13 protein-coding genes are annotated in these 20,600 nt (G+C 76.0%); 5 read left to right on the top strand and 8 right to left on the bottom strand.

Annotated features, from left to right (window positions below):
- From ABZ873_RS08730 to ABZ873_RS08710, 5 genes are all read right to left on the bottom strand, one after another.
- Positions 1 to 1,944, bottom strand: coding sequence for a hypothetical protein (locus ABZ873_RS08730; RefSeq protein WP_360867331.1), 1,944 nt, complete (start codon positions 1,942 to 1,944; stop codon positions 1 to 3).
- Complete coding sequence (locus ABZ873_RS08725) at positions 1,941 to 5,936, bottom strand: DUF5682 family protein (protein WP_360867329.1); 3,996 nt, start codon at positions 5,934 to 5,936, stop codon at positions 1,941 to 1,943. Before ABZ873_RS08725 ends, ABZ873_RS08730 begins: the two co-directional genes overlap by 4 nt.
- Entirely contained in the window at positions 5,933 to 7,090 is a 1,158-nt protein-coding gene (locus ABZ873_RS08720) for an AAA family ATPase (protein ID WP_360867326.1), read from the bottom strand. Before ABZ873_RS08720 ends, ABZ873_RS08725 begins: the two co-directional genes overlap by 4 nt.
- A 112-nt stretch (positions 7,091 to 7,202) precedes the next feature.
- Positions 7,203 to 12,119, bottom strand: a complete 4,917-nt coding sequence (locus ABZ873_RS08715; protein WP_360867480.1) for a DNA-binding protein — start codon at positions 12,117 to 12,119, stop codon at positions 7,203 to 7,205.
- 77 nt (positions 12,120 to 12,196) lie between these two features.
- Positions 12,197 to 13,069 (bottom strand): DUF4132 domain-containing protein, encoded by an 873-nt coding sequence (locus ABZ873_RS08710; RefSeq protein WP_360867323.1) that lies wholly within the window; start codon positions 13,067 to 13,069, stop codon positions 12,197 to 12,199.
- Between the two features lie 202 nt (positions 13,070 to 13,271).
- On the opposite strand from ABZ873_RS08710, the gene ABZ873_RS08705 reads away from it, so the two are divergent.
- A complete protein-coding gene (locus ABZ873_RS08705) occupies positions 13,272 to 13,997 on the top strand; it encodes an HNH endonuclease family protein (RefSeq protein WP_360867321.1) in 726 nt (241 codons plus the stop codon).
- A complete protein-coding gene (locus ABZ873_RS08700) occupies positions 13,994 to 14,290 on the top strand; it encodes a hypothetical protein (RefSeq protein ID WP_360867318.1) in 297 nt (98 codons plus the stop codon). The genes ABZ873_RS08705 and ABZ873_RS08700 overlap by 4 nt, the downstream gene beginning before the upstream one ends.
- An 11-nt stretch (positions 14,291 to 14,301) precedes the next feature.
- Here ABZ873_RS08700 and ABZ873_RS08695 read toward each other — a convergent pair whose 3' ends face one another.
- The gene (locus ABZ873_RS08695; protein ID WP_360867315.1) at positions 14,302 to 14,835 is read right to left on the bottom strand and encodes a GNAT family N-acetyltransferase; all 534 of its coding nucleotides are present in this window, start codon (positions 14,833 to 14,835) and stop codon (positions 14,302 to 14,304) included.
- A gap of 231 nt (positions 14,836 to 15,066) precedes the next feature.
- On the opposite strand from ABZ873_RS08695, the gene ABZ873_RS08690 reads away from it, so the two are divergent.
- Together ABZ873_RS08690 and ABZ873_RS08685 are read left to right on the top strand one after the other, a co-directional pair.
- Positions 15,067 to 15,825 (top strand): VOC family protein, encoded by a 759-nt coding sequence (locus ABZ873_RS08690; protein ID WP_360867477.1) that lies wholly within the window; start codon positions 15,067 to 15,069, stop codon positions 15,823 to 15,825.
- Positions 15,826 to 15,942: 117 nt separating this feature from the next.
- Positions 15,943 to 16,131: a DUF6381 family protein gene (locus ABZ873_RS08685; protein WP_360867312.1), complete on the top strand. Its 189-nt coding sequence runs from the start codon at positions 15,943 to 15,945 to the stop codon at positions 16,129 to 16,131.
- 87 nt (positions 16,132 to 16,218) lie between these two features.
- Here the strand turns inward: ABZ873_RS08685 and ABZ873_RS08680 are convergent, their stop codons facing one another.
- Positions 16,219 to 17,586: a M64 family metallopeptidase gene (locus ABZ873_RS08680; protein ID WP_360867310.1), complete on the bottom strand. Its 1,368-nt coding sequence runs from the start codon at positions 17,584 to 17,586 to the stop codon at positions 16,219 to 16,221.
- A gap of 139 nt (positions 17,587 to 17,725) precedes the next feature.
- On the opposite strand from ABZ873_RS08680, the gene ABZ873_RS08675 reads away from it, so the two are divergent.
- Positions 17,726 to 19,105 carry a helix-turn-helix transcriptional regulator gene (locus ABZ873_RS08675; protein WP_360867307.1) on the top strand — a complete coding sequence of 460 codons (1,380 nt, stop codon included), beginning with the start codon at positions 17,726 to 17,728 and terminating at the stop codon, positions 19,103 to 19,105.
- Here the strand turns inward: ABZ873_RS08675 and ABZ873_RS08670 are convergent.
- A complete protein-coding gene (locus tag ABZ873_RS08670; protein ID WP_360867304.1) occupies positions 19,068 to 20,591 on the bottom strand; it encodes an MFS transporter in 1,524 nt (507 codons plus the stop codon). The genes ABZ873_RS08675 and ABZ873_RS08670 overlap by 38 nt on opposite strands.
- Positions 20,592 to 20,600 lie beyond the last annotated feature (9 nt).

The following is a 20,600-nucleotide window of genomic DNA, read 5'->3' as shown; positions in this document are numbered from 1 at the left end:
CTACGCGGGGGCCGTCGCCCATGACGCGGCGACGAGGTGGCGTTCCGCCCCGGCGAGGTGGGTGGCGGCGGCGAGCCAGGCCCACGCGTAGCCGTCGGGCGACGGGTCGGCCAGGCGGCCGAAGACGTCGCGCGGACGGCGGTCGGCCTCGGCCGCGAGGGCCGTCGCCAGATCGGCCGCGGCCCCCAGCCCGGCCCGGCGCAGCGGCCCGTACGCCGTCCGTGGCGCCGTCCCGCGCGCCGACTCCGCCACGGCCCGGCGGCCGCCCGCGACCCCGGACTCCAGCAGCCTGCGCACCCGCCACAGCGGGGAGTCGGCGAGCGGGTCCGGGCCGCCGACGGCCGCCCCGTCCGCCTCGGGTGCGGGCGTCCCCGGCGGCGGGAAATGCGCGCCCTGGAGGCGTTCGTAGCCGAGGTCGGCGCGGCCCAGCCACTCCTCCGGCAGCCGCAGCGTGTACTCCTCGCCCGGCACCGGCCCCACCGCCAGCGGACGCAGCGTCGCCGCGCGGTCCAGGTCGGGGCGGCCGAGGACCCGCAGCCGCAGCCCGGGGTGCGCGCCGATGCGGCGCAGGTTCTCGGTGTGCGGGAGCTCCGGGTGCGGGTGGGCGGGCAGCAGCCTGAGCAGGGGGGCGTGCGGGCGCAGTTCGCGTACGAAGACGTGCTCGCCGGCGACACCGACGACGGCGACATCGCAGCCGAGCAGCGCGGACTCGGCCCCTTCCGGGTCGGCCAGCAGCGCGGCGACGGCCTCGGCGGGGGGCCGGGCGAACAGCGGTGCGGCGGACCCCTCGGTCCAGGCGGTCCCGCGCAGCGGGGTCGCCCGCACCCCGCGCCCGGCACCGAGCCGGCCCTCCGCGGAGACGGTCGCGCCGACGATACGGAGTCCACCGCGGGCGAGCCCGGCATGGTCCAGGGTGGCCCCGCCCAGGGCCACGGGGGCGCGGCCGGCACCACGGGTGCGGGCGAGGCCGCCGGGGCGGACGTCGGAGACGGAGTAGCGGGAGCCGTCGGGGGCTACGACATGGGTGACGACGCCGCCGTAGCCGGTGGCGGAGAGGATCGGCTCCCGGCACAGGCCGTGCACCTGGAGGCTGCCGCCGGGGGTGTAGGCGCGCCGGGCGCCGGCGGTCAGAGCCGGATCGGCGGTACCGGAGGCCAGCACCCCGGCGGCGTGGAGGAGTTCCCGGAAGGCGGTGGTGAGATCGCCGAGCCGATGCGCGGTCCGCCGCTCCCGGGCGGCGCGCAGCCCCCGCACGACCCGCAGCGCGGCCGCCTCGGCCCGCGGCAGCCCGGCGAGCCGCGCGGTATGCGCGGCCCGCAGCAACTCGGCCTGCACCACGGCCCCACCGGCCACGACCCCGGCGGCGAGGGCTTCGGCGGCGGCCCCCCACAGCGCGCCCGCGGCGGCCTGCTGCGCGGCGGTGAGCACCCGGGGAGCCTCGGCCGCATCCGCTCCCGTGGCGGCGGCCTCGGGGCCGCCACCACCGGCGCGGTCGGATCCGCTGACGGGGGCGGCACCGCTCGCGGGAGCGGTCCCGCCCGCGAGGCCGGGGCCGCTGACGGCTCCCGCTTGGCCGGCGGCATCAGCCGCAGCGCCCGGGGCCGTAGCGTCGGCCCCCGACCCCGCAGCGGGAGCGTCCGATTCCGTATCCATATCCGCAATCGGCGCAGCCCCCAGCGCCGCCGCCCGGTGCAGGCAGCGCGGCGCCAGCAGGCACGTACAGGTGGCCTGGCCCGCCTCCGAGACGATCCCCCCGGCCCCCGGCCGCAAGGTCACCACCGCGTCCTCGCCGAAGCGGAAGACGACGGCCCCGTCCGGCTCCGAGGCCGCGCCCTCCGCGCAGCCCGCGGTGGCTTCGTCCAGCTTCCGGCGGAGCCGGGCGCTCAGGCTTTCGACCGCCTCGGCAAGCACCTCGGGTGCTACGGGCGGCAGTTCGGTGCTCAACGGGTCTCTCCACGGAGGCGTTCGCCCACCCAGCGGGCGAGGGCGAGGGGACTGAGGGCGGCCACGGGCATGCCCGCCGCCACGAGTTGCCGCGCCACCGGCACCGAGTACCGGGGCGTCCCCGAGTCGTCGAGCGCGGCGCAGCCCAGCAGGTGGGCGCCGGAGGCGGCCAGGGCGCGTACCTCGCCCAGCAGCCCGCCGAGCGGCGCGCCCTCCTCGAAGTCGCTCACCACGACGACGAGGGTGCGGCTCGGCACGGTGATCAGGGAGCGGGCGTGGGCAAGACCGGCAGCGATGTGCGTGCCGCCACCGACGCGAACCTCCAGGAGCAGCGAGAGCGGGTCCTCGACCCGGTCGGTGAGGTCCACCACCTGGGTGGAGAAGGCGAGGAAGTGTGTGGACAGCGTCGGTACGCCGCCCAGCACGGCCGCCGTCAGCGCCGACCAGATCACGGACGCCTCCATGGAGCCGGAGACGTCGACGACCAGGACCAGCCGCCAGTCGGCCTCCCGGCTGACACGGGTGGTGAAGACGGGCCGTTCCGGTACGACGACCACCGTGCCGTCGGGCTGTCGCCGCGTGTGCGCGAGGTTGGCGCGCAGGGTGCGGGCCAGGTCGAGCGTGCCGCCGGGGCGGCGGGTCGGACGCGGGGTGGCGAGGCCGGACAGGGCGGGGCGCAGCCGGGTGGCGAGCTCCTTGGAGAGCTCGTCGACCAGCCGCCGCACCAGGGGCCGCAGCCGGGCGAGCTGGGCCTCGGGCAGACCTCCGGCGAGGGAGAGCACGGAGCTCAGCAGCTCCACCGAGGGCCGCACGGACGCCGGGTCGAGCTGCGCCAGTACGTCGGTGCGGCCCGCTTCGGCCGCCCCGGCGAGGACTTCCTCCCGTACGTCGGCGCCGAAGAGCGCTTCCAGTTCCTCCGACCACTCCCGGGCCGTCGGGAACGACGCCTCCTGGCCGCCGCCGGCGCCCCCCTGGCCCGGTCCGCGGCCGCCTTCGAGGCCGTCGGAGCCTTCGCCGCGCCCGGTTCCGTACAGCTCGTCGAGGGCGTGCGCGTAGCGGCGGGCACCGGCGGGGAGGCGGTCGCGTTCGCGGCCGAGGAGCAGGCGCCAGCGGTCGGGCGGGGCGAGCCGGCGGGGCTCGGCCGTCGCCGGGGTACGGAGGGCCGGGGCATCGGCGGTGTCCGGGACCTCGGCCGCTTCCGCGGGAGCCTCCGCCGCGGGCAGCGGGAGCGCCTTGAGGGCGGCGAGGCCCGCCGCGTCGGCGGCCGCCCAGAGGGCCAGCAGGGCGGGCGGGGCGTCGAGGGACAGGTCGAGGCGGTCTCCGAGGCGTTCGGTGACGGTGTCCAGCAGCCGGTCGCGGGCGGCGGGTGCCAGGGCGTCGAAGCCGCCGCGCAGGGCGGGGAGCCGGTCGAGGAAGTCCTGGTCGGGGAGGTGGTCGACGCGGTCGAGCAGCGGGGTGAGGGCGGCCGGGGAGGACTGCAGCAGAGGGCCCGCCGCGGTGAGGAGTCCGGCGAGCCGGCGGGTGAGGGAGCGGCGGCTGTCGGGGGTGCCCGCGCCGTCGATCCACCCGGCGGCGCGCTCGCCGAGCCCGGCGGCCGGATCCAGGTCGAGGAGCACCCGTACGGCCAGGGCCGCGCCCTGCATCAGCGGGGAGGCCGTTCCGGCGAGGGCGGCGAGCGCCGCGTCCGTACGCAGGCCCAGGTGGTGGGCGGCGGCGCGGTCCGCGAGGGCCACCAGGGCGGCGGCGTCGGCGGGGTCGTCGCTGCCGGCGAGGCCGGGCAGCGAGCGGACGGCCGCCTCGAGGAGGTCGCCGGTGAGGGCGGCACTGGTGGCCCGGGAGCCGGGGTCGGTGCCGGGCAGGTGGCCGCGGTGCAGGGCCTCCAGGAGGTCGAGGGCGGTGAGGAGTTCGGGCAGGGTCGCCGTCTGCGGCAGCACGGTGGCCGCCTCGTGCAGTCGTACGCCGACCAGCTCGGGCAGATCGCACCGCGCGGCCGCGGCCAGCCCGGCGAGGATCTGCTCCGGGGTCGGCCCGCCGTCGGCGGCGGCCCGGCGGGCGGTGTCGCGGAGGGTGCCCGCGGCGGCCTGGGCGGCGGTGACGCCCCGGACCCCGGCGAGGTCCAGGCGGGCCGGGACGGAAGGCGTCCAGGACAGCCGCCACTTGGTGCCGAGGGCGGTGCCGTCGCCGGTGGCGGCGACGGTGAGGGGCTCGCCGTAGGACGCGCCGCACACGAGGAGCCGCTGGAGCAGCACCTCGCGGCGGCCGTCGAGGGCGGAGCGGAGGGGGTCGAGGCGGATCTCGCGGGGGGCGGGGTCCTCGGGGGACGGCAGCCGCAGCTCGGTGAGCTCGGCCTCGACGGAGGGGCCGAGGCCGGAGCGCGGCGCGTGCGGGGTGATCCGGCCGCGGGCGGTCCCTACGAACACCGCCTCCAGCGCACGGGCCAGCGCCCGCCCGCGCCCGAGGGGTTCGCCCTGCCCGAGCACGGTGGTGACGGCCTCCAGGATCTCCCCCCGGCCGGGCGCGGGCAGCCCGCGCAGCACGGCGAGATCGCAGGCGAGCCGCAACGCCTCGGCGGCCTCCCCGGTCCCGGCGGTGTGCCCGGCGCGGCGCAGCTCGCGACAGAGCCGGGTCAACGCCACGGAAGCCGCCTCCCGCACCCGCCCGGCATCCCCGCCGGCCTCGAACACGGCCTGCTGCCAGAGCGGATCCCGAATCCCGGCGGGGTACCCGGACCGGGAGTCGAGCAGATCGAAGGAATACGGCACGAAGGACGTGACCGCGGCACCCTCCGCCGGCGCGCCGGCCGAGGGCCCCTTCCCCGCTCCGGCGGTGTCCGCACGGCCCCGCCCGGCCTTCCCGCCGGGGGCGGCGACGCGGCCCGTACCGGGCCGCCCGCCGGGGGCATCGGCGCCACCGGGCGAGGCGGCGCAAGGCCCTCCCCCAGGTTCGCCGGGGGCGGCGACGCCCTGCGCAACGGCGCCAGGCACGCCACCCCCCGAGGCAGGATCCCCGGGCACGGTGGCGCCGGTGGCGGGCACGGTGGCGCCGGTGGTGCCGCCCGCCGGTGCCGCGCCGGACGTGTCCGGCTCCGCGTCGGTGGCGCCGCCCGGCGCCGCTGCCCCGCCGTGTGCGCAGTCGGTCGCTTCGCGGCCTGGGGTAGCGGTAACCGAGCTGTCCAGCAGTGCGGCGGCGTGGAAGGAGCCGATGACCGCGGCCACGCGGTGGCCCGATGCCGCGGCTTCCGCGATGGTCGCGCGCATGTGCGCCTCGCGGGCGAGGTCCCTGGCCGGGACCTCGCCGTCCTCGCGCAGCGCCCACCCGACGCCGAGCGCCGCCCGGCGCACGGCGTCCGGGGAGCAACCGGGGGCCAGCACCTCGACCGCCCGGTCCCACATGTCGTCCCCTTCGCGGCCCGTACCGGCAGCGGCCAGCGCATCCGCGAACGACCTCACCCGCCGCGCCGCTCCGGCCGCACCCCGGCCCGGGGCATCGTCCAGCTCGTCGGGGGCGACGCCCTCGGCCGGGCGTGGCGTCGGCACCGGCCCCTCCGGGGCAGTACCCGCATCGCCGGCGACATCCGCCGGCGGCAGGCCCGCGTCCAGCGGCGGTACCGCATCCGACGGGCTCGTCTCCCGTGTCCACCCCCCGTCCGCCAGCGGCAGGTCGCACGCGATGACGCGTGCGCCCGCGCCCCGCGCCCAGCGGATCGCCGCCAGTTCCGGGGAGAAGTCCGCGAAGGGGTAGAAAGCCAGGCGGCCGTCCTCGCCCGTGCCCGCCAGGGCGACCGGGGCGACGGTCTCCGGGTCGGCCAGGTGCTCCAGCCACGGCTGGAAGTCCGCCGGGAGTTCCACGCAGACCACCTCCGCCCCCGAGGCGTCCAGCAGGGCCGGGACCACCGCCGCCAGCGCCGGGCTGTGGTGGCGGACGCCGATCAGGTACGGCGCGCGGCTCCCGGCGAGCGCGTCGATCGCGGCGCGCGGGTCGGTGTACGTCAACGCAGGCTCCCGCGCAGGTCCCAGAGGCGGCGCCACATCGGCGACCCGTCCTCGGCGCGGCGCCGGACCGGCCCGTCCCAGTAGCCCAGCAGACGGCCGTGGTCGGCCGGGTCGTCCTTGCGTACGACGCCCAGCAGATGCCCCGGCAACAGGTCGAGCACGTCCCCGCCCGGCAGATAGGCCGCGGCCACCCCCAGCGAGGCGGCGACCTGCACGGCTTCCGCCGTGGACATGACCGTTCCCGGACGCTCCACGTCCCAGCCCTCCGCCGACCGCCCCGACCGCAGGTCGCGGAAGACGGTGACGAGCGCGTCGAGCACGGCGTCGTCGACCCCGAAGGCCGCACCGGCCCGCTGCACCGCGGCCACCGCCTGGCGGCGGATGAGCGTGGCTTCGGCGTCGGCGTCCGCGATCGGGGCGATCGTCTCGAAGTTGAAGCGCCGCTTGAGGGCGGCGGACATCTCTGAGACGCCCCGGTCGCGGAGGTTGGCCGTGGCGATGACGGTGAACCCGGGCGCCGCCGAGACCACCGCGTCCTCGGTGGCCGTCAGTTCGGGCACGCTGACCCGCCGGTCGGAGAGGATCGACACCAGCGCGTCCTGCACCTCGGGCAGGCAGCGGGTGATCTCCTCGACGCGGACCACCCGGCCGGTGCGCATGGCGGACAGCACCGGGGAGTCCACCAGGGCCTGCGGGGTGGGGCCCTGGGCGAGGAGGAGCGCGTAGTTCCAGCCGTAGCGGAAGGCGTCCTCGGTGGTGCCGGCCGTGCCCTGGACGGTGAGGGAGCTGGTGCCGCTGACGGCGGCCGCGAGCAGTTCGGACAGCATCGACTTGGCGGTGCCGGGCTCGCCGGTGAGGAGCAGGCCGCGCTCTCCGGCGAGGGTGACCACGCAGCGTTCGACGAGGGCCCGCTCGCCCACGAACTTCGAGGCGATGGCCAGCTTCGTGGGAAGTCCGGCGGTGCGCTTGGGCAGGGCCAGTTCGGCCCCGTCGCTGCCGCAGACGAAGGTGACGACGGCGCGCGGGGTCAGGGCCCAGCCGGGCGGCCGGGGGCCGGTGTCCTGGGCGGCGAGGAAGGCCAGCTCGGCGGCGTACCGCTCCTCGGCGGGCAGCACCTGCCGCGCGGCGGGGGCGGTGTGTTCGGTGACGGTCATCAGAAATCCTCGGAAGGTGTACGAAAGGAAGACAAAAAGACAGAAAGACAGAGGGAGGGGCGGGCGCGGCGCACCGCACACGATCGCGATGCGCCGCGCCCGGCGGCCGGAATCAGCGCCTGCGGCCCCGCGCGCGCTTCACCTTGAGCTCCTCGAAGCGCGGTACGTCGCCCTCGCGGACCCGCTGCCAGGCCCGCCGGTAGAGCGCCGCGACCGGCTCCGCCGGGGCCAGCACGCCCAGCGGCGGCCTTCCGCCCGCGGTGAGTCCGTACAGCGGCAGCTTCCACTGCTCCACCGGCAGCGTCGGGGACGGCATGTCGGCCCAGCCGCCCGGCAGGAACAGCGAGCGCCCGGCCCGGCTCCGGTCGGCGGTCACCACCAGCTCGGTGGCGGCCAGTTCGGCGCGGGCCGCCTTGAGGCGGGCGGGCTTCCAGCCCGTCCACCGGGCCGTGTTCCGGTCGGAGGGGTCGGGCATGGCCAGCAGCACGAGGTACAGCGTGGCCGCGTCGGCGCCCAGCCCGTACTCGGCGGCCACTTCCGCCACCAGGTCGGGGACCGAACGGCTCGCGTCCTGCGGCCACCAGGTGCCCTCCGCGTCGGCCGTGCCCGCCGCGGGCGCGCCCGGGTCGGCGAGGAGTTCGGCGAAGCGCGGGTCCTGCGCGGTGCGCAGGGCCGTCTCGATACCGGAGGGCCGCTGGTCCTCGCCGCGCAGGGCGGGCAGGTGGGGGTCGGAGCCGGTGGAGTCCAGCAGCGCCGTGCGCACGGCGGGCTTGGGCCGGTCGTCGTAGGTGGCCATGACGACCGCGCCGTAGCGCTCGTAGCCCTCCCCCGTCTCGGTGGGGGTGCCGGCGGCCTTCCGGAAGTCGGGGAGGCTCGTGTAGTACGCGATCTCCAGGAGCAGTTCGGGCGAGGCGAGCCGCTGCCGTACGGCGGTCAGCGCGGGCGGCAGGGCCGCGCGGACGGGGTGCCCCGCGGGCAGCCGGTGGGCGAGCCAGCCCGCCATGGCCACGGTGCTCGTGAGGACCTGCGCGTCGAAGGGGTCGGTGGCCGGTTCGGCGGGCACGACGTGGTCGCCCGAGACCGTCCACGGCACGTCCACGGACAGCTCGGTGGCTGCGGCCGGGTCGAGGATCGCGGCCAGCACCCGGTGTGCGGGCCGCCCGCCGCGGACGGCGCGGGCCGCCTCGGTGCCCAGCCATTCGGGGACGGGCGTACGCCGGCCCACGCGCTGGTTCCACACCTGCGCGGCGGCGGCCGCGTCGGGGCCCTCGCTCCACAGCTTCGCCGGGTCGGCGGGCAGCAGCGCGCCGACGACGGCCCGGCGGACCGGGCCCTCGACGGCGCCGAGCTCGGTACGGGCGTGGGCGGCCTCGGCGGCCTTGACCCCGAGGGCGGTGCGCACCTCCGGGGACAGGAAGTTGCGCTCACCGCTGTCGACGTTGGGCAGACCGGCGACCACCAGGCGGGCGAGGGTGCCGGAGACTCCGGTGAGCCGGGCGAACTCCTCGGCGGCCTCCGGGTGGAAGGGCGCCGGGCCGTGCGCGGCGGCCGCGTCGAGGAACGCGGTCAGCCAGGCGGCGTCCCGGGTGCGGTCGCCGAGGGGTGCCGTACCGCGGACGGTGTAGGGGCCGGGGGCGGTGAAGCCGCCGGTCGGGTCGTGGAAGAGGGCGCCGAACTCGTGGCCGTCGGGCAGGGACTCGCCGTGCTCGGTGAGGGCGAGGACCGCTCCGCCGCCCAGCGGCAGGAGGCTGCGGTGGTAGACGTTGCGGTCCTGGCCGTCGGGGCCGGTCAGGTGGGCCTGCCCGAGGTGGAGCAGGACGCGCCGCCAGGTGCCGGCCGAGCCCTGGGCGGAGGCCAGGCCGAGGCCGTCGATCCGGCGCAGCAGCCCGAGGAGGACCGCCCGCTCCTCGTCGGTGGCCGGGACGGCCGCCGCGCGGTAGGCGAGGGCGGCGGGCTCGTCGAGGAGCTGCGTCCACCAGAAGCTGTAGTGGGGCAGCTCCGGGGTGTCGAAGTGCAGCAGGCCCGGCACCTGGGCGTGGTCGGTCCCCGCGAGGGCGGCGCCGAGCAGGCTCAGGGTGTGGTGGGCGCCGTCGTGGTCGCCGCCCCAGCGCAGGGCCGCGGAGCCCATGAGGCCGCTGACCGCGTCGGCGAACAGGCGGTCGTGGGGGCCCTGTACGCGGGCTTCGGCGGGCGCGGCGCCGCCGGCGAGCCGGTCGGCGACCCGGTCGAGGGCCTGCTGCTGGGTGAGGGTGAAGCGGACGACCTCGCAGATGCCGTGGACCAGCTCGGGCGAGGTGATCTGCGGCAGGGCCGCGCCGACCAGTTCGGGCAGGTCGGTCGCCTTGGCCGCGGCGGCGGCCGCCTCCAGCAGCTTGGCCACGGTGTCGCGGTCGAGGGCGCGCAGGGCCACGGAGCCGTCGAGGTCGCGCGGGCGCAGGGCGTACCAGTACGCCAGCGGCGGGTGGTCCACGATGCCGGTGCGGAAGGTGTTCTGGTGCCCGCGGTGGTCGCCGCCGGACTTGGTGGTGAGGACGCCCTCCGGGTCGCTGATGCGCAGCTCGCGCCAGTCCTGGGTGAGGGTCCGCGGCCGGTCGTCGCCGGGGAAGGCGAGGGCGGCGAGGGGCGCGTGGCCGCCGCCGGGCAGGGTGACGGTGCGCCCGGCGGTGTCGGTGCCCCGCCAACCCTGGCCGGGGGTCCGTTCGATGCGCCAGCCGAGCAGGCCGTCGACGGGGGCGCCGAGTACGGAGCCGGGCACGGTGGGGGTGGGCCGCAGCCAGTTGGCGCTGCCGCTCTGGTGGGCGAACGCCGCCTGGCCGTGCGGGGCGTCGGCGAAGAAGGCGGGCTGGGAGAGCCTGCCGTAGGCCGCGCCGACCGGGTCGTACTCGCGCCAGCCGGATTCCTGGCCCGTCTCCCGGTCGCGGCTCTGCCACACCCAGTGGGAGATGCCGTCGGAGATCACGGCCCGCTCGTCGGGCAGCTGGGTGTCGCCGCGGTGCAGGACCCCGGCGCCGGTGGTGCGGCCGCCGCCGGCCAGCGGCAGGGAGAGGTAGTCGCCGCGCATCGACCAGTAGCGGCGCTCGGAGCCGAGGGAGACGACGGTGCCGGGGGCGGTGTGCCAGTAGCCGCGGGTCTCGTTGTCCTGCCAGGAGCTCCAGAAGACGAGCAGTTCGCCGTCGACGTAGTGGAAGCCGAGGCGGTGGTGGCCGGTTCCGCTCGGGACCCGCAGGTCGTGGGTGAGGACGGTGGAGTCGGCGTCGAGGACGCGGACCTGGCTGTTGTTCGCGACGATCAGATACGGCCAGGCTTCGACCACGGTGAGGTCCTGGCGGTCCTGGCGGGGCGCCAGTTCGGCGACGGCCTCCTCCCAGGCGGGCCAGGCCAGTTCCTCGAAGAGGCCGGTGCGCAGGGTCCGGGTCAGGCTCGCGGCGAGGTCGGCGGCGGCCGCGGCGGCGACCTCCTCCCGGGCGAGTTCCAGGGCCTCGGCGGGCAGCCAGGTCAGGCGCCGGATGGCGTTCGGGATCCTGGGCAGGCCGACGGCGGTGGAGGCGCCGGCGACGCGCTGCATCCACGCGGTCAGCAGCGGGCGGCCACCGGGGGCGGCGGCGATCCGCCGGACGTCCTCGGCGGAGCCTTCGCCGAAGTTGTCCAGGGCCCGGTCGAAGGCGGGGTGGAAGCGCGGGTCGGCGCCGAGGGCGAGCAGATCGCGGCGGTGCTCGCCGGAGGCCCACTCGGAGAGGTTCAGCGCGCCGTGGCGGCTGTTGCCGCCCGGGCGGTCGGGGTCGGCGACGGGGACGTCCAGCGCGAGCAGCAGGTCGAGGAGGTCCACGTCCTCCAGGCCGATCCGCAGGCCGGTCTCGCGCCCGGGGGCGGCCAGTTCGGCGCGCAGCTGCGGCGCGGACCGCTCGACGAGGGTGACCAGGAGCGGCAGCGGCTTGCGGCGGCCCCAGCCGGAGTGGCGGGCGGAGTGGAAGCGTTCGAGCCAGCCGGCGGTGCCGTCGGCGCAGCGCTCCTCCTCGGGCAGGCTGCCGTCGGCGAGCCCGGCGGTGGCTCCGGACTCCTCCAGGATGTCCAGCCACAGGTCGCTGAGCTCGCCGTCGCCGCCGCTGGGCGGGGTCAGCCCGAGCAGGGTGCCGCGTACGGCGGGCACGCGCCGGGCGAGGGCGACGAGGGCGGTCCGGTGGGCCTTCCACCAGCCGTGCGCGGCGCGCAGGGTGGCGGGCAGGGGCAGGAGTTCGGCGAGGTAGTCCTGCTCGGGTTCGGTGCCGGTCAGGCCGGCGGCGCGGGCGAGCCGGCGCAGTTCGGTGGCGGCCTGCGCGGAGGGCGGCAGTCCGCCCGCGGTGCGGCGCACGCACAGGCGGCGGAAGCGCTCGTACGCCTCGGCGGGGCTGACGCGGGCGGCGAGGGCCTTGCCGTAGCCGCTGAGCACCTTCACCGGGAGGGCGCCGGCCAGGGCGAACTCCAGGAAGACGCCGTCGAGCCGGTCCTCGTCGACGGGCAGCCCGTTCTGCGCCTCGGCGGTGCGGGCGCGGCCGAAGAGCTGGGAGGCGTAGGTGGTGTTCTCGACGGCGAGGAAGAGCCGCGCGGCCTGCTCGTGGAAGAGCGGCAGGAAGTGCGGGACGGACGCGGCGAGGCGGCCGGCCAGCTCCAGGCAGGCGTCGAGGGCCGCCTTGGGCTTGGTCTTGGCCTGCTGGGCGATCCGGTCGAGCTCGGGGACCACGGCGAGCGCGTGGTGTCCGTCCTCGGGGTGGTGCACGAGCACCCACTCGGGGAAGCCGAGCGCCTGGCGCCGGCTCAGTCCGACGACGGGCGGCTCCTCCTCGTCGCGTACGAGTCCCAGGAACCCGGCGGCCAGGTCCTCGGCCGCGCCCAGTTCGGCGGGGGCGAGGCGGATGACGACCCGCTCGTCGCCGAGGCCCGGGTGGCGGTAGGTGCGGGCGGTGAGGTCCACGGCGGCGGCGCCCGCTCCGGGGGTGCCGCTCGGCAGCACGGCGCCCGCCTTGAGCAGCAGTTCGGCCGTGGCGCCGGTCATGTCGGTGCCGGTGGTCGTGCCCGTGGTCGCGCTGGTGGTCGTGCCGGTGTTCATCTGTGCGTCTCTCCCGTTGGTGCTCACGCGTCCCCGCCCTCCTTGATCTCGCGCCCGGCGTAGAGCGCCGCGGCCATGCGCATGCCCTCGGACCAGGCCACCGGCCCGACCTCGGTCAGCCGTACCGACCGGCCCTCCTCGTCGTGCCAGGTCAGGGAGCCGGTGGTGGTCTCGTCCTCGTAGTAGGGCTCGCCGATCCAGACGGCGGCCTCCGCGGCCCGCCCCGGGCCCGCGTCCCGGACCTTGCAGGTGGCGTAGCCGCCGGAGACCCGGTAGCCCAGCGAGGTGGCGCGGGCGGCGAGGCCGAAGCGGTGCGGGAAGACGCCGCCCGCGTAGTCGCGGACCTCGGTGGCGGTGCCGGCCAGTCCGGCGGGCTTGATCCAGGTGGCGCGGTGGATCTGCTCCACGCGCTGCTCGATGCCCAGTTCGGCGGCGAACTCCCGGACGTCCTCCAGGTCGGGCAGCAGCACCGGGTGCGGCAGGGTCACCGTGCGCGGGGAGAGCCGTACGGTCTCACCGTCGAGGTTGACCACCTTCAGCTCGCCGTCGGCGGTGGCGTCCCGCAGGAAGCCCACCTCGTCGGGGTCGTCACCGACGACGGCCAGGTCGCGCAGGGCGCTCTGCCATGCCTCGTCCGGCCAGACCCGGGCCAGCAGTTCCGTCGGCACCGGCAGCGAGGACACCATCCAGGCGTCGACCTGGGCCACGCAGGTGTCGGCGTGCCGGTCGAGCCATTCGGCGAGCCGGCGCAGCCGGTCCACCTCCGGATGGTCCTTGAGCGCCTTCGGCAGTGTCTTCAACTGCCGTCCCGCCGCGCGGCCGGTGACGGACCTCGCCGCCACCCGCCCTTCCACCAGGGCGATCTCGTACCCCTCGCCCGCCGCAAGCCATGCCATCGGCCGTGCCCCTCCGCCTGTCCGTACTGGGTGCGCGCAGCCCTGACAGGGGGTCCGAAAAGCCCCCTGAGCTGCGGTATGCGGGGAGACTAGCGAGCCCCACTGACAACGCCCGTCCGAGGGGCCCCCGTAGGTTGATTGTCCGGATCTGGGTAGGCTCTCGCGGACAGTGTGCGGAGCGGGACCGGCTCGGGGTGGGGTTATGGGACGTCAGATACGGGTGCCGGGCGCGGTGCTGGCCGCGGCGCTGCTGGTCTTCGCCGGGGCGGGCTGCTCCGGTACGGCCGTTCCGGGCGGGCCGGACGCGAAGGCGTCGCCGTCGCGGGCGGGCTCCTCCGACGCGCCGCCCGCGGGGGCGCCGGCCGGCGGGGACGTGCTGCCGGGCATGGTCACCACGGCCGTGGCCCGTACCCAGCTGGCCGCGCTCAAGGTGGCTCCGGTGGGCACGATGGCGGGCTACAGCCGGGCGAAGTTCACGCACTGGGCCGAGCAGGGCAACAAGTGCGACACGCGCGAGGCCGTGCTCAAGCGGGACGGCGCCGAGGTGAAGCAGGACGCCGAGTGCCGGGCGGTGTCGGGGACCTGGAAGAGCCTCTACGACGGGGTGGTGGTCACCGACGCCGGGAAGATGGACATCGACCACATCGTGCCGCTGGCCGAGGGCTGGCGCTCGGGAGCCTCGGGCTGGGACGCGGCCCGGCGCAAGGCGTTCGCCAACGACCTGACGCACCCGCAGCTGCTGGCGGTCACCGCCGCCTCGAACCGGTCGAAGGGCGACCAGAGCCCCGATCTGTGGCAGCCGCCGGACCGGGCGAGCTGGTGCCAGTACGGCCGGGCCTGGACCACCGTGAAATCCACGTACGAGCTGACCGTCACCGAAGCGGAGAAGAAGATGCTCACCACGATGCTGGACACCTGCGCCTCATGACCGGGCCGGAGGCGCCGGGCACGGGCCGGTGGGAGGACGACGTACTGGCCGGGCCGGGCGGGGCGATGACCGACGAGGTGGGTGTCGTCACCGGCCCGCTCACGCTGCGCACCACGGCGGAGGAGGGCGGGCGGGCCCGGTTCGAGGTCCAGTACAAGGACGCCGAGGAGTGGTACACGCTGACGGGCAGCCCCCGCCCGCACCACGGTGACCCGGCCGCCCTGCACGCCGCCGCCCTCGCCGCGATCCACGCGGGCGGCGGGGCCTGCGCACCCGGCGCGGACCCCGCCTGAGGGGGGCGAGGTCAGGCTTCGTACTCCGTGAGGTCGATGACGTGGATCTGCACGGCGTGGCCGTGCCGGGGGTCGGTGGTGGCGCGGTCGGCCACCAGGCCGAGCTTGCGGATCACGTTCTCGGAGTCGGTGTTGCCCACCCGGTTGACGGCGACGACCCGATCGACGCCCCGGTCCTGGAGGGCGAACTCCAGGGTGGCGTGCGCGGCCTCGGAGGCGTAGCCCTGGCCCCAGAAGGGGCGGCCGAGCCGCCAGGTGATCTCGATGTCGCCCGGCGCGTCGGGCAGGTACTCGCACACCGACAGGCCGACGGCGCCGATCAGCTCGCCGGAGCCGAGGAGCTCGACGGCGAAGATCCCGAAGCCCTCGTCGTCCCACTCCTCCTCCCAGCGCTCGATGTCCTCGGCGGTCGCGTCCAGCCCTCGGGTGGAGCCGTCGCCGATCCAGCGCATCACATCGGGGTCGGCGTTGATCTCCGAGAGGGGGACGAGGTCGTCGTCGGTCCAGCGGCGGAGGAGGAGTCGGGGGGTGCGGATCTCGGTCATGCCCCCATCCTGCCGAAGGGGCCGGGGCGCCCGTTAATCGGCCCCGGTGCGAGGGCGGCGGACACGTGGCGTGACGCCTGACCACGCGGTGTGCGCATTCGCCGCTCCCAACGACGAAGATCGTCATGATACGTACCAGAATGGGAGACACAGGTGCGTGCGTCAGGGACGGAGCGAGCTGTGGAGATTTCGACTCGGGAGGTCTTCGGCGCCCCGTGCTGGGTGAGCCTGATGACCCGCGACCTGGTGGCGGCCCAGCGTTTCTACGGTGCGGTGATCGGGTGGCGGTTCCGGCCGGCCCGCCTGGGCGAGGCGTTCGCCGTGGCCTTCGAGGACCGTGTGCCGGTGGCGGGCATCGGGGCGCTGGCCGCGGATCTGGCGGTGGCCGCGGCCTGGACCCCGTACTTCGCCGTCGACGACGCCGATGTGGCGGTGGACCGGATCCGGGAGCGGACGGGCACCATCGCCGTCGGCCCGGTGTCCTTCGACTCCGGCGGCCGCGCCGCACTCGTCGCCGACCCCGACGGGGCGGTCTTCGGGATCTGGGAGGGCGCGGTGGCGGCCGACTGGCGGGTGGGCAAGGGCCCGGCTCCCGCGTGGCTGGAGCTGCGTACCCGCAACGCGCTCGACGCGGCGATGTTCTACGGCCCGGTGCTGGAGTGGGCGACCGGCCGGTCCGGCTGCTGCGAGGTCGCGTACGAGGAGGACCAGGTCGTGCTGCGCCAGGACGGCGAGCCGGTGGCCCGGCTGAACAGCGGGCCGGTCGAGCTGGCCTCCTACTCCCCGCACACCCGGCCGCGCTGGCACGTCCACTTCCGGGTGCCGCGGCTGCGGCCGGCGGTGGACGCGGCCCTGGCGCTGGGCGGGCGCATGGTCTCGGACGTCACCTCCAACGCCATGGAGCGGTGGGTGACGCTCCGCGACCCGGACGGCGCCCTGTTCACCCTCACCACCACGATCGGCGCGGACGCCGCGGCCGACTTCGCCTGATCCGCGGCGCGCGCGGTGCCCGCGGGTCACCTCCGGGGACGCTCCGGGATGCGGGGGCGGGGCGGTGCTGGTTCGCTGGATCCGCCCGCTCTCCCCCACGGATCCGAGGAGCGATCGATGAGTACGTCAGGCGAGTCCCGAGGCCGGTCCCGGCAGATGCGCGCCAAGGCGGAGGAGCTGAACGCGGCCGCCGAGCGCTCCACGGACGCGGAGGAAAGCCGCCGGCTGCGCGACAAGGCCCGCCGCCTCCAGGAGCAGAGCGAGATGGAGGGCCGCATGGACGACCGGGGCATGGACCCCATGTGATCCGTGCGCTCCCCGCCCCGCCCGGCACGGTCCGGGCGGGGCGGGGCGGCGGATCGGGTACCGGCTCCCCCGGCGCGTGCCGGTGCCTCAGAGGCGGACCGTCCACTCCGTGGTGGAGCGGAGGGTGCGGGTGGCCTCGGGGTCGCGGACCGACGGGGTGCGGTCCTCCGCCGTCACCGACAGGCGGTGGGTGCGCAGGTCGAGCAGCCACAGTTCCGCCACCGCCACCTGTCGGCGGCCCTCGAAGCGCTTGAGCTCGCGACCGTCCAGGTACCAGCGCACCACGGGCTGGCGGCCGTCCGCGGTGTGCAGCCGGGGGACGGACACCTTGGCGGTGTGGCGCAGCCGGAGGGTGCGGTCGGTGGGGGTGAGCGGGGTGGTGATCCGGGCGTGCTGGTAGAAGCCGGCGATCATCGCTTCCACGCCGGGCAGGTTGAAGGGCTTGCCGAGGACCCGCATCAGTGAGTTGTCGGTGGGCCGCTGGAGCCCGGTGACGTAGTAGTTGCCGCCCTCGTAGGTGCCGACCGTGCCGCCGTCGGGGGATTGCGCGCCGAGCCAGCGGTACCACTTGGCGCGCTGTGCGGCCATCCGGTCGGCGGTGAGGGTGGAGCTGTTGGATTCGGCGGGCTCGGGCCCGGTGTAGTGCTCGTAGTCCGGGACGCCCGGGTAGAAGTACTCGTCGGCGAGCTTGCCGAGTGAGTGGCCGGTCTCGTGGATGGCGACCTGCCCGGACTTGGCGTGGCCGGCGGAGGCGGTGGATATGCCTTCGTAGCCGAGGGTGGCGCTGCGTTCGTTGTAGCCGGCGCCGCCGTACTTGGCGCTGTTGGCGAGGACGAGGACGAGGTCCGCCTCGGGTGCCTTGGCCACGTACGCGTCGACCTTGGGCTGGTCGATGCAGAGCAGCCGCTCGATGTCGCCGCACCAGAAGTACGAGCCGAGGGCGGTGTCGCGGACGGTCGCCGGGTCCGGGTCGCCGGAGACGCCGGAGTCGTGGGAGACCGCGTCGACCGTCCATACGTTGAACAGGTCGCGGTAGGTGGTGTACGGCTCCACGGCGGCCACCTCGGCCCATTTCTGGGCGGCGTCGGTGTGGAACTTCCCGAGTTCGGCCGCGGTGTAGCCGTCGCCGATGACGACCACGTCGAGCCGGTCCGCGGTGGGGCCGTTGTCGATCATCTTGGTGACCGTGCCGTCGGCCGCCCGCCCCGCTTCGGAGAGCCGGCCCGCGCTCTTGGCGGGGCTGCCCGCGGCCGGGACCAGGAGGTGCCCGGAGCCGGCGGTGTCGTCCTGCTCGGGGCCCGGGATCTCGACCTTCACCCGTGCCGGGACGGGCCGGTCCGCCGCGTCCGCCGTGCCCGCGGGACCGGCGGCCACCAGTGCGGCGGTCGCGCAGACCATCGCGACGGCGGCGCGCAGCACCGGGCGGCGGCGGCCCGGACGTCTGACTCGATCCATGAAGTCCTCCACGGGAAAAGGAAGTTAAGTGGCTTGATAAGCGCACTGAATCGGCTGCTTAAACTAGGCGCCGCACGGGAGGTGCGCAATGGCGTACTCCGGCTGAATACTGGGGAGTTCGAGCAACCGAGGGGATTCCATGGACGAACCGGGCGAGATCGGCCGCAGGGTGCAGCGGATGCGCGTCGAACGCGGTCTGACGCAGAAGCAGTTGGCGCACCCCTCCTACACCTCCGCCTACGTCTCCACCCTGGAGGCGGGCAAGGTCCGCCCGTCCGAGACCGCGCTGCGCTTCCTCGCCACCCGCCTGGAGACCTCGTACGAGGAGCTGGCCACGGGCCGCCCGGCGCATCTGGCCACCGAGCTGCGGCTGGCCCTCACCGACGCGCAGCGGACCCTGGCCACGGGCGCGGCCGACGAGGCCGCCGCGTGCTACCGGCGGCTGCTCGCCCAGGCGGAGGAGCTGGGGCTGGCCGCCGAGCAGGCGCAGGCCCGGCTGGGGCTGGGTGACTGCGCGCTGGAATCGGGCGAACTCCCGGACGCCATAGCCCATTTCGAGGAGGCGGAGCGGCTGCTCGCTGCTGAGCCGCTGCCCGCCCGGGCCCGCCCGATCCGCGGCCGGGCGGTGGCGCACCTGCTCTCCGGCGAGCTGCGCTATGCCTGCTACCTGCTCGAATCCGCCATCGACGAGCTGGGGGCGAGCGGCCTGGCGGACCCCGACGCCCTGGTGCTGCTGTACGCGGCGGCCATCGGGCCGTACATGGACATGGGGGCTCACGCCCGCGCCGCCCATGCCGCCGAACTCGCGCTGGCGCTGGCCCCGCGCGTGGGCGATCCGGCACTGGTGGCGGGCATGCACCGGCAGGTGGCCCGGACCTTCCTCGCGGAGGGCCGGATCGCCGACGCGGACGCCTCACTGGCCAAGGCCCAGGAGATCTACGGGCAGTTGCGGCTGCGGACGGATCTGGCGCACTGCCACTGGATGCGCGGCTACGTCCAGGCGCAGAACGGCGAACTGGCCTCCGCGGAACGGGAGCTGCGGACCGCGCGGGACATGCTGTCGGCGCGCCGGGCCGGGCTGTTCACGGCTCAGGTGGAGGTCGAGCTGGCCGACGTACTGCGCCGGCTCGGCCGCCCGGAGGAGGCGGCGGGCCTGCTGTCGGCGCTGCTGGGGACGGGCGGCGGGCTGGGCGCCGTGCACGCGGGCGGCGCGCACCGGCTCCTCGGCCTGATGGCCGAGGAGCGCGGCGAGACGGAATCCGCCGAGGAGCACTACGTACAGGCGCTGGCGCTGCTGGAGCGCAGCGGGGCGAGCGGCGATCTCGCGGACCTGTGCCGGCTGCTGGGCGATCTGCTGCGCCGGACGGGACGGGTGGAGGCCGCCATGGACGCCTACCGCACCGGGCTCGGGCACCGGGCGGCGCCCGGGACCACCACCCTGGGCCCGGCCCCGGCGGCGCCCGTGTTCCGGGCGGCCCGGGTCAGTGGTTCTCGGTGGGGCGCAGGTCCCGCGGAATGAGGGACCAGGTCGTGGCCGCCGCGGCGACGGCCAGCCCGCCGGCCATGAGGAACGCCGGGGTGATGGCGAGGGTGTAGGCGTGCGAGGCGGTGTCGAGCAGGGCCTGGCCCACGGCGCCGCCGATCCGGTCGGCGGTGTGCGCGGCCTCGCCGACGGAGTCCCGTACTGCGGCGGCGGTGGGGCCGTCGAGGTCGAGGGCGGGCAGGTTGCCCCGGTACAGCGCGGCGGCGGTGGAGCCGAGGACGGCGACGCCCATGGCCGAGCCGAGCTCGTAGCAGGTCTCCTCGATGGCGGCGGCGCTGGACACCTCGGCGGCGGGCGCCGCGGAGACGAGGGTGACGGAGGCGACGGTGGTGGCGATGCCCGCGCCCAGCCCCATGACGGTCAGCGCGGCGGCGAAGGCCGGGTAGCCGAGGTCGGTGAACTGCTGGAAGGTCCACGGCAGGGCCATGCCGGCGGCGAGCACGACGAGTCCGGCGCCGAGGACGTGGCGGATGGCGAACCGCTGCATCAGCGAGGGCGCCACCATCGAGGCGGCGATCAGGGCCAGCGGGGCGGGCAGCAGGCGCAGCCCGGCCTCCAGCGGGGTGTAGCCCTCGCCGTACTGGAACCACTGGGTGACGAGGAAGAGGATCGCGCCCATGCCCACCATGGGCAGGAAGATGGCGGTGGCGGCGACGCTGAACGCGGGCGAGGCGAACAGCCGCACCTGGAGCAGGGGGTTGTCCACGCGCAGCTGGCGCCGCACGAACAGGGTGAGGGTGACGGCCGCGACCAGGAGCAGCGCCCAGGGCAGCGGGTCGGCGACACCGCTCTTGCCGAGCTGCTTGATGCCGCCCGCGAGGGCGAGCATGCCGACGACGGACTGGGCGACGCCCCACCAGTCCCAGCCGCCGCCGCTGCGCGGGGCGCGGGATTCGGGCAGGTAGCGCAGACCGGCGGCGACGATGACGGCGGTGACGGGGAGGTTGAGCAGGAAGGCGGAGTGCCAGCCGAAGTCCTGGACGAGGAGTCCGCCGATGACGGGCCCAAAGGCCATGCCGCCGCCGAAGACGGCCGCCCAGACGGCGAGGGCGAACGCGCGCTCCTTGGCGTCGGTGAAGACGCTGCGCAGGATGGAGACGGTGGACGGCATGATGGCCGCGCCGCCGACGCCGAGCAGGGCACGGGCCGCGATCACATGCCATGCCTCGGTGGAGAGCACGGCGATGAGGGAAGCGGTGGCGAAGATCCCGAAGCCCGCCATGAGCAGCCGCTTGCGCCCCCAGCGGTCCCCGAGCGCCCCGGCGGTGACCAGCAGGCCGGACAGGGCGAGTGCGTAGATGTCGATGATCCACAGCTGCTGTACGGCGCCGGGCCGGAGGTCGCCGACGAGCGAGGGGAAGGCCACGTTCAGGATCGTGGTGTCCATCGAGATGAGCAGGAGGCTGCCGGAGAGGATCGCCAGGACGGTCCACCGGCGGGGGTCCAGCGCGGGGGTGTGCATGAGGTTCCG

Origin of the sequence: Streptomyces sp. NPDC047014, from assembly GCF_040644195.1 — a bacterium.
In the GTDB taxonomy this organism is placed as follows: Bacteria; Actinomycetota; Actinomycetes; order Streptomycetales; family Streptomycetaceae; genus Streptomyces.
The sequence above is the reverse complement of the archived record's forward strand: the minus strand, read 5'-3'. Positions and strand labels throughout refer to the sequence as shown.

Bases quoted from the DNA above. Each gene is read 5' to 3' on its own strand.
- ABZ873_RS08720 (WP_360867326.1), bottom strand. From the start codon at position 7,090: ATGACCGTCACCGAACACACCGCCCCCGCCGCGCGGCAGGTGCTGCCC.
- ABZ873_RS08715 (WP_360867480.1), bottom strand. From the start codon at position 12,119: ATGACCGGCGCCACGGCCGAACTGCTGCTCAAGGCGGGCGCCGTGCTG.
- ABZ873_RS08710 (WP_360867323.1), bottom strand. From the start codon at position 13,069: ATGGCATGGCTTGCGGCGGGCGAGGGGTACGAGATCGCCCTGGTGGAA.
- ABZ873_RS08705 (WP_360867321.1), top strand. From the start codon at position 13,272: ATGGGACGTCAGATACGGGTGCCGGGCGCGGTGCTGGCCGCGGCGCTG.
- ABZ873_RS08700 (WP_360867318.1), top strand. From the start codon at position 13,994: ATGACCGGGCCGGAGGCGCCGGGCACGGGCCGGTGGGAGGACGACGTA.
- ABZ873_RS08695 (WP_360867315.1), bottom strand. From the start codon at position 14,835: ATGACCGAGATCCGCACCCCCCGACTCCTCCTCCGCCGCTGGACCGAC.
- ABZ873_RS08690 (WP_360867477.1), top strand. From the start codon at position 15,067: ATGACCCGCGACCTGGTGGCGGCCCAGCGTTTCTACGGTGCGGTGATC.
- ABZ873_RS08685 (WP_360867312.1), top strand. From the start codon at position 15,943: ATGAGTACGTCAGGCGAGTCCCGAGGCCGGTCCCGGCAGATGCGCGCC.
- ABZ873_RS08680 (WP_360867310.1), bottom strand. From the start codon at position 17,586: ATGGATCGAGTCAGACGTCCGGGCCGCCGCCGCCCGGTGCTGCGCGCC.
- ABZ873_RS08675 (WP_360867307.1), top strand. From the start codon at position 17,726: ATGGACGAACCGGGCGAGATCGGCCGCAGGGTGCAGCGGATGCGCGTC.
- ABZ873_RS08670 (WP_360867304.1), bottom strand. From the start codon at position 20,591: ATGCACACCCCCGCGCTGGACCCCCGCCGGTGGACCGTCCTGGCGATC.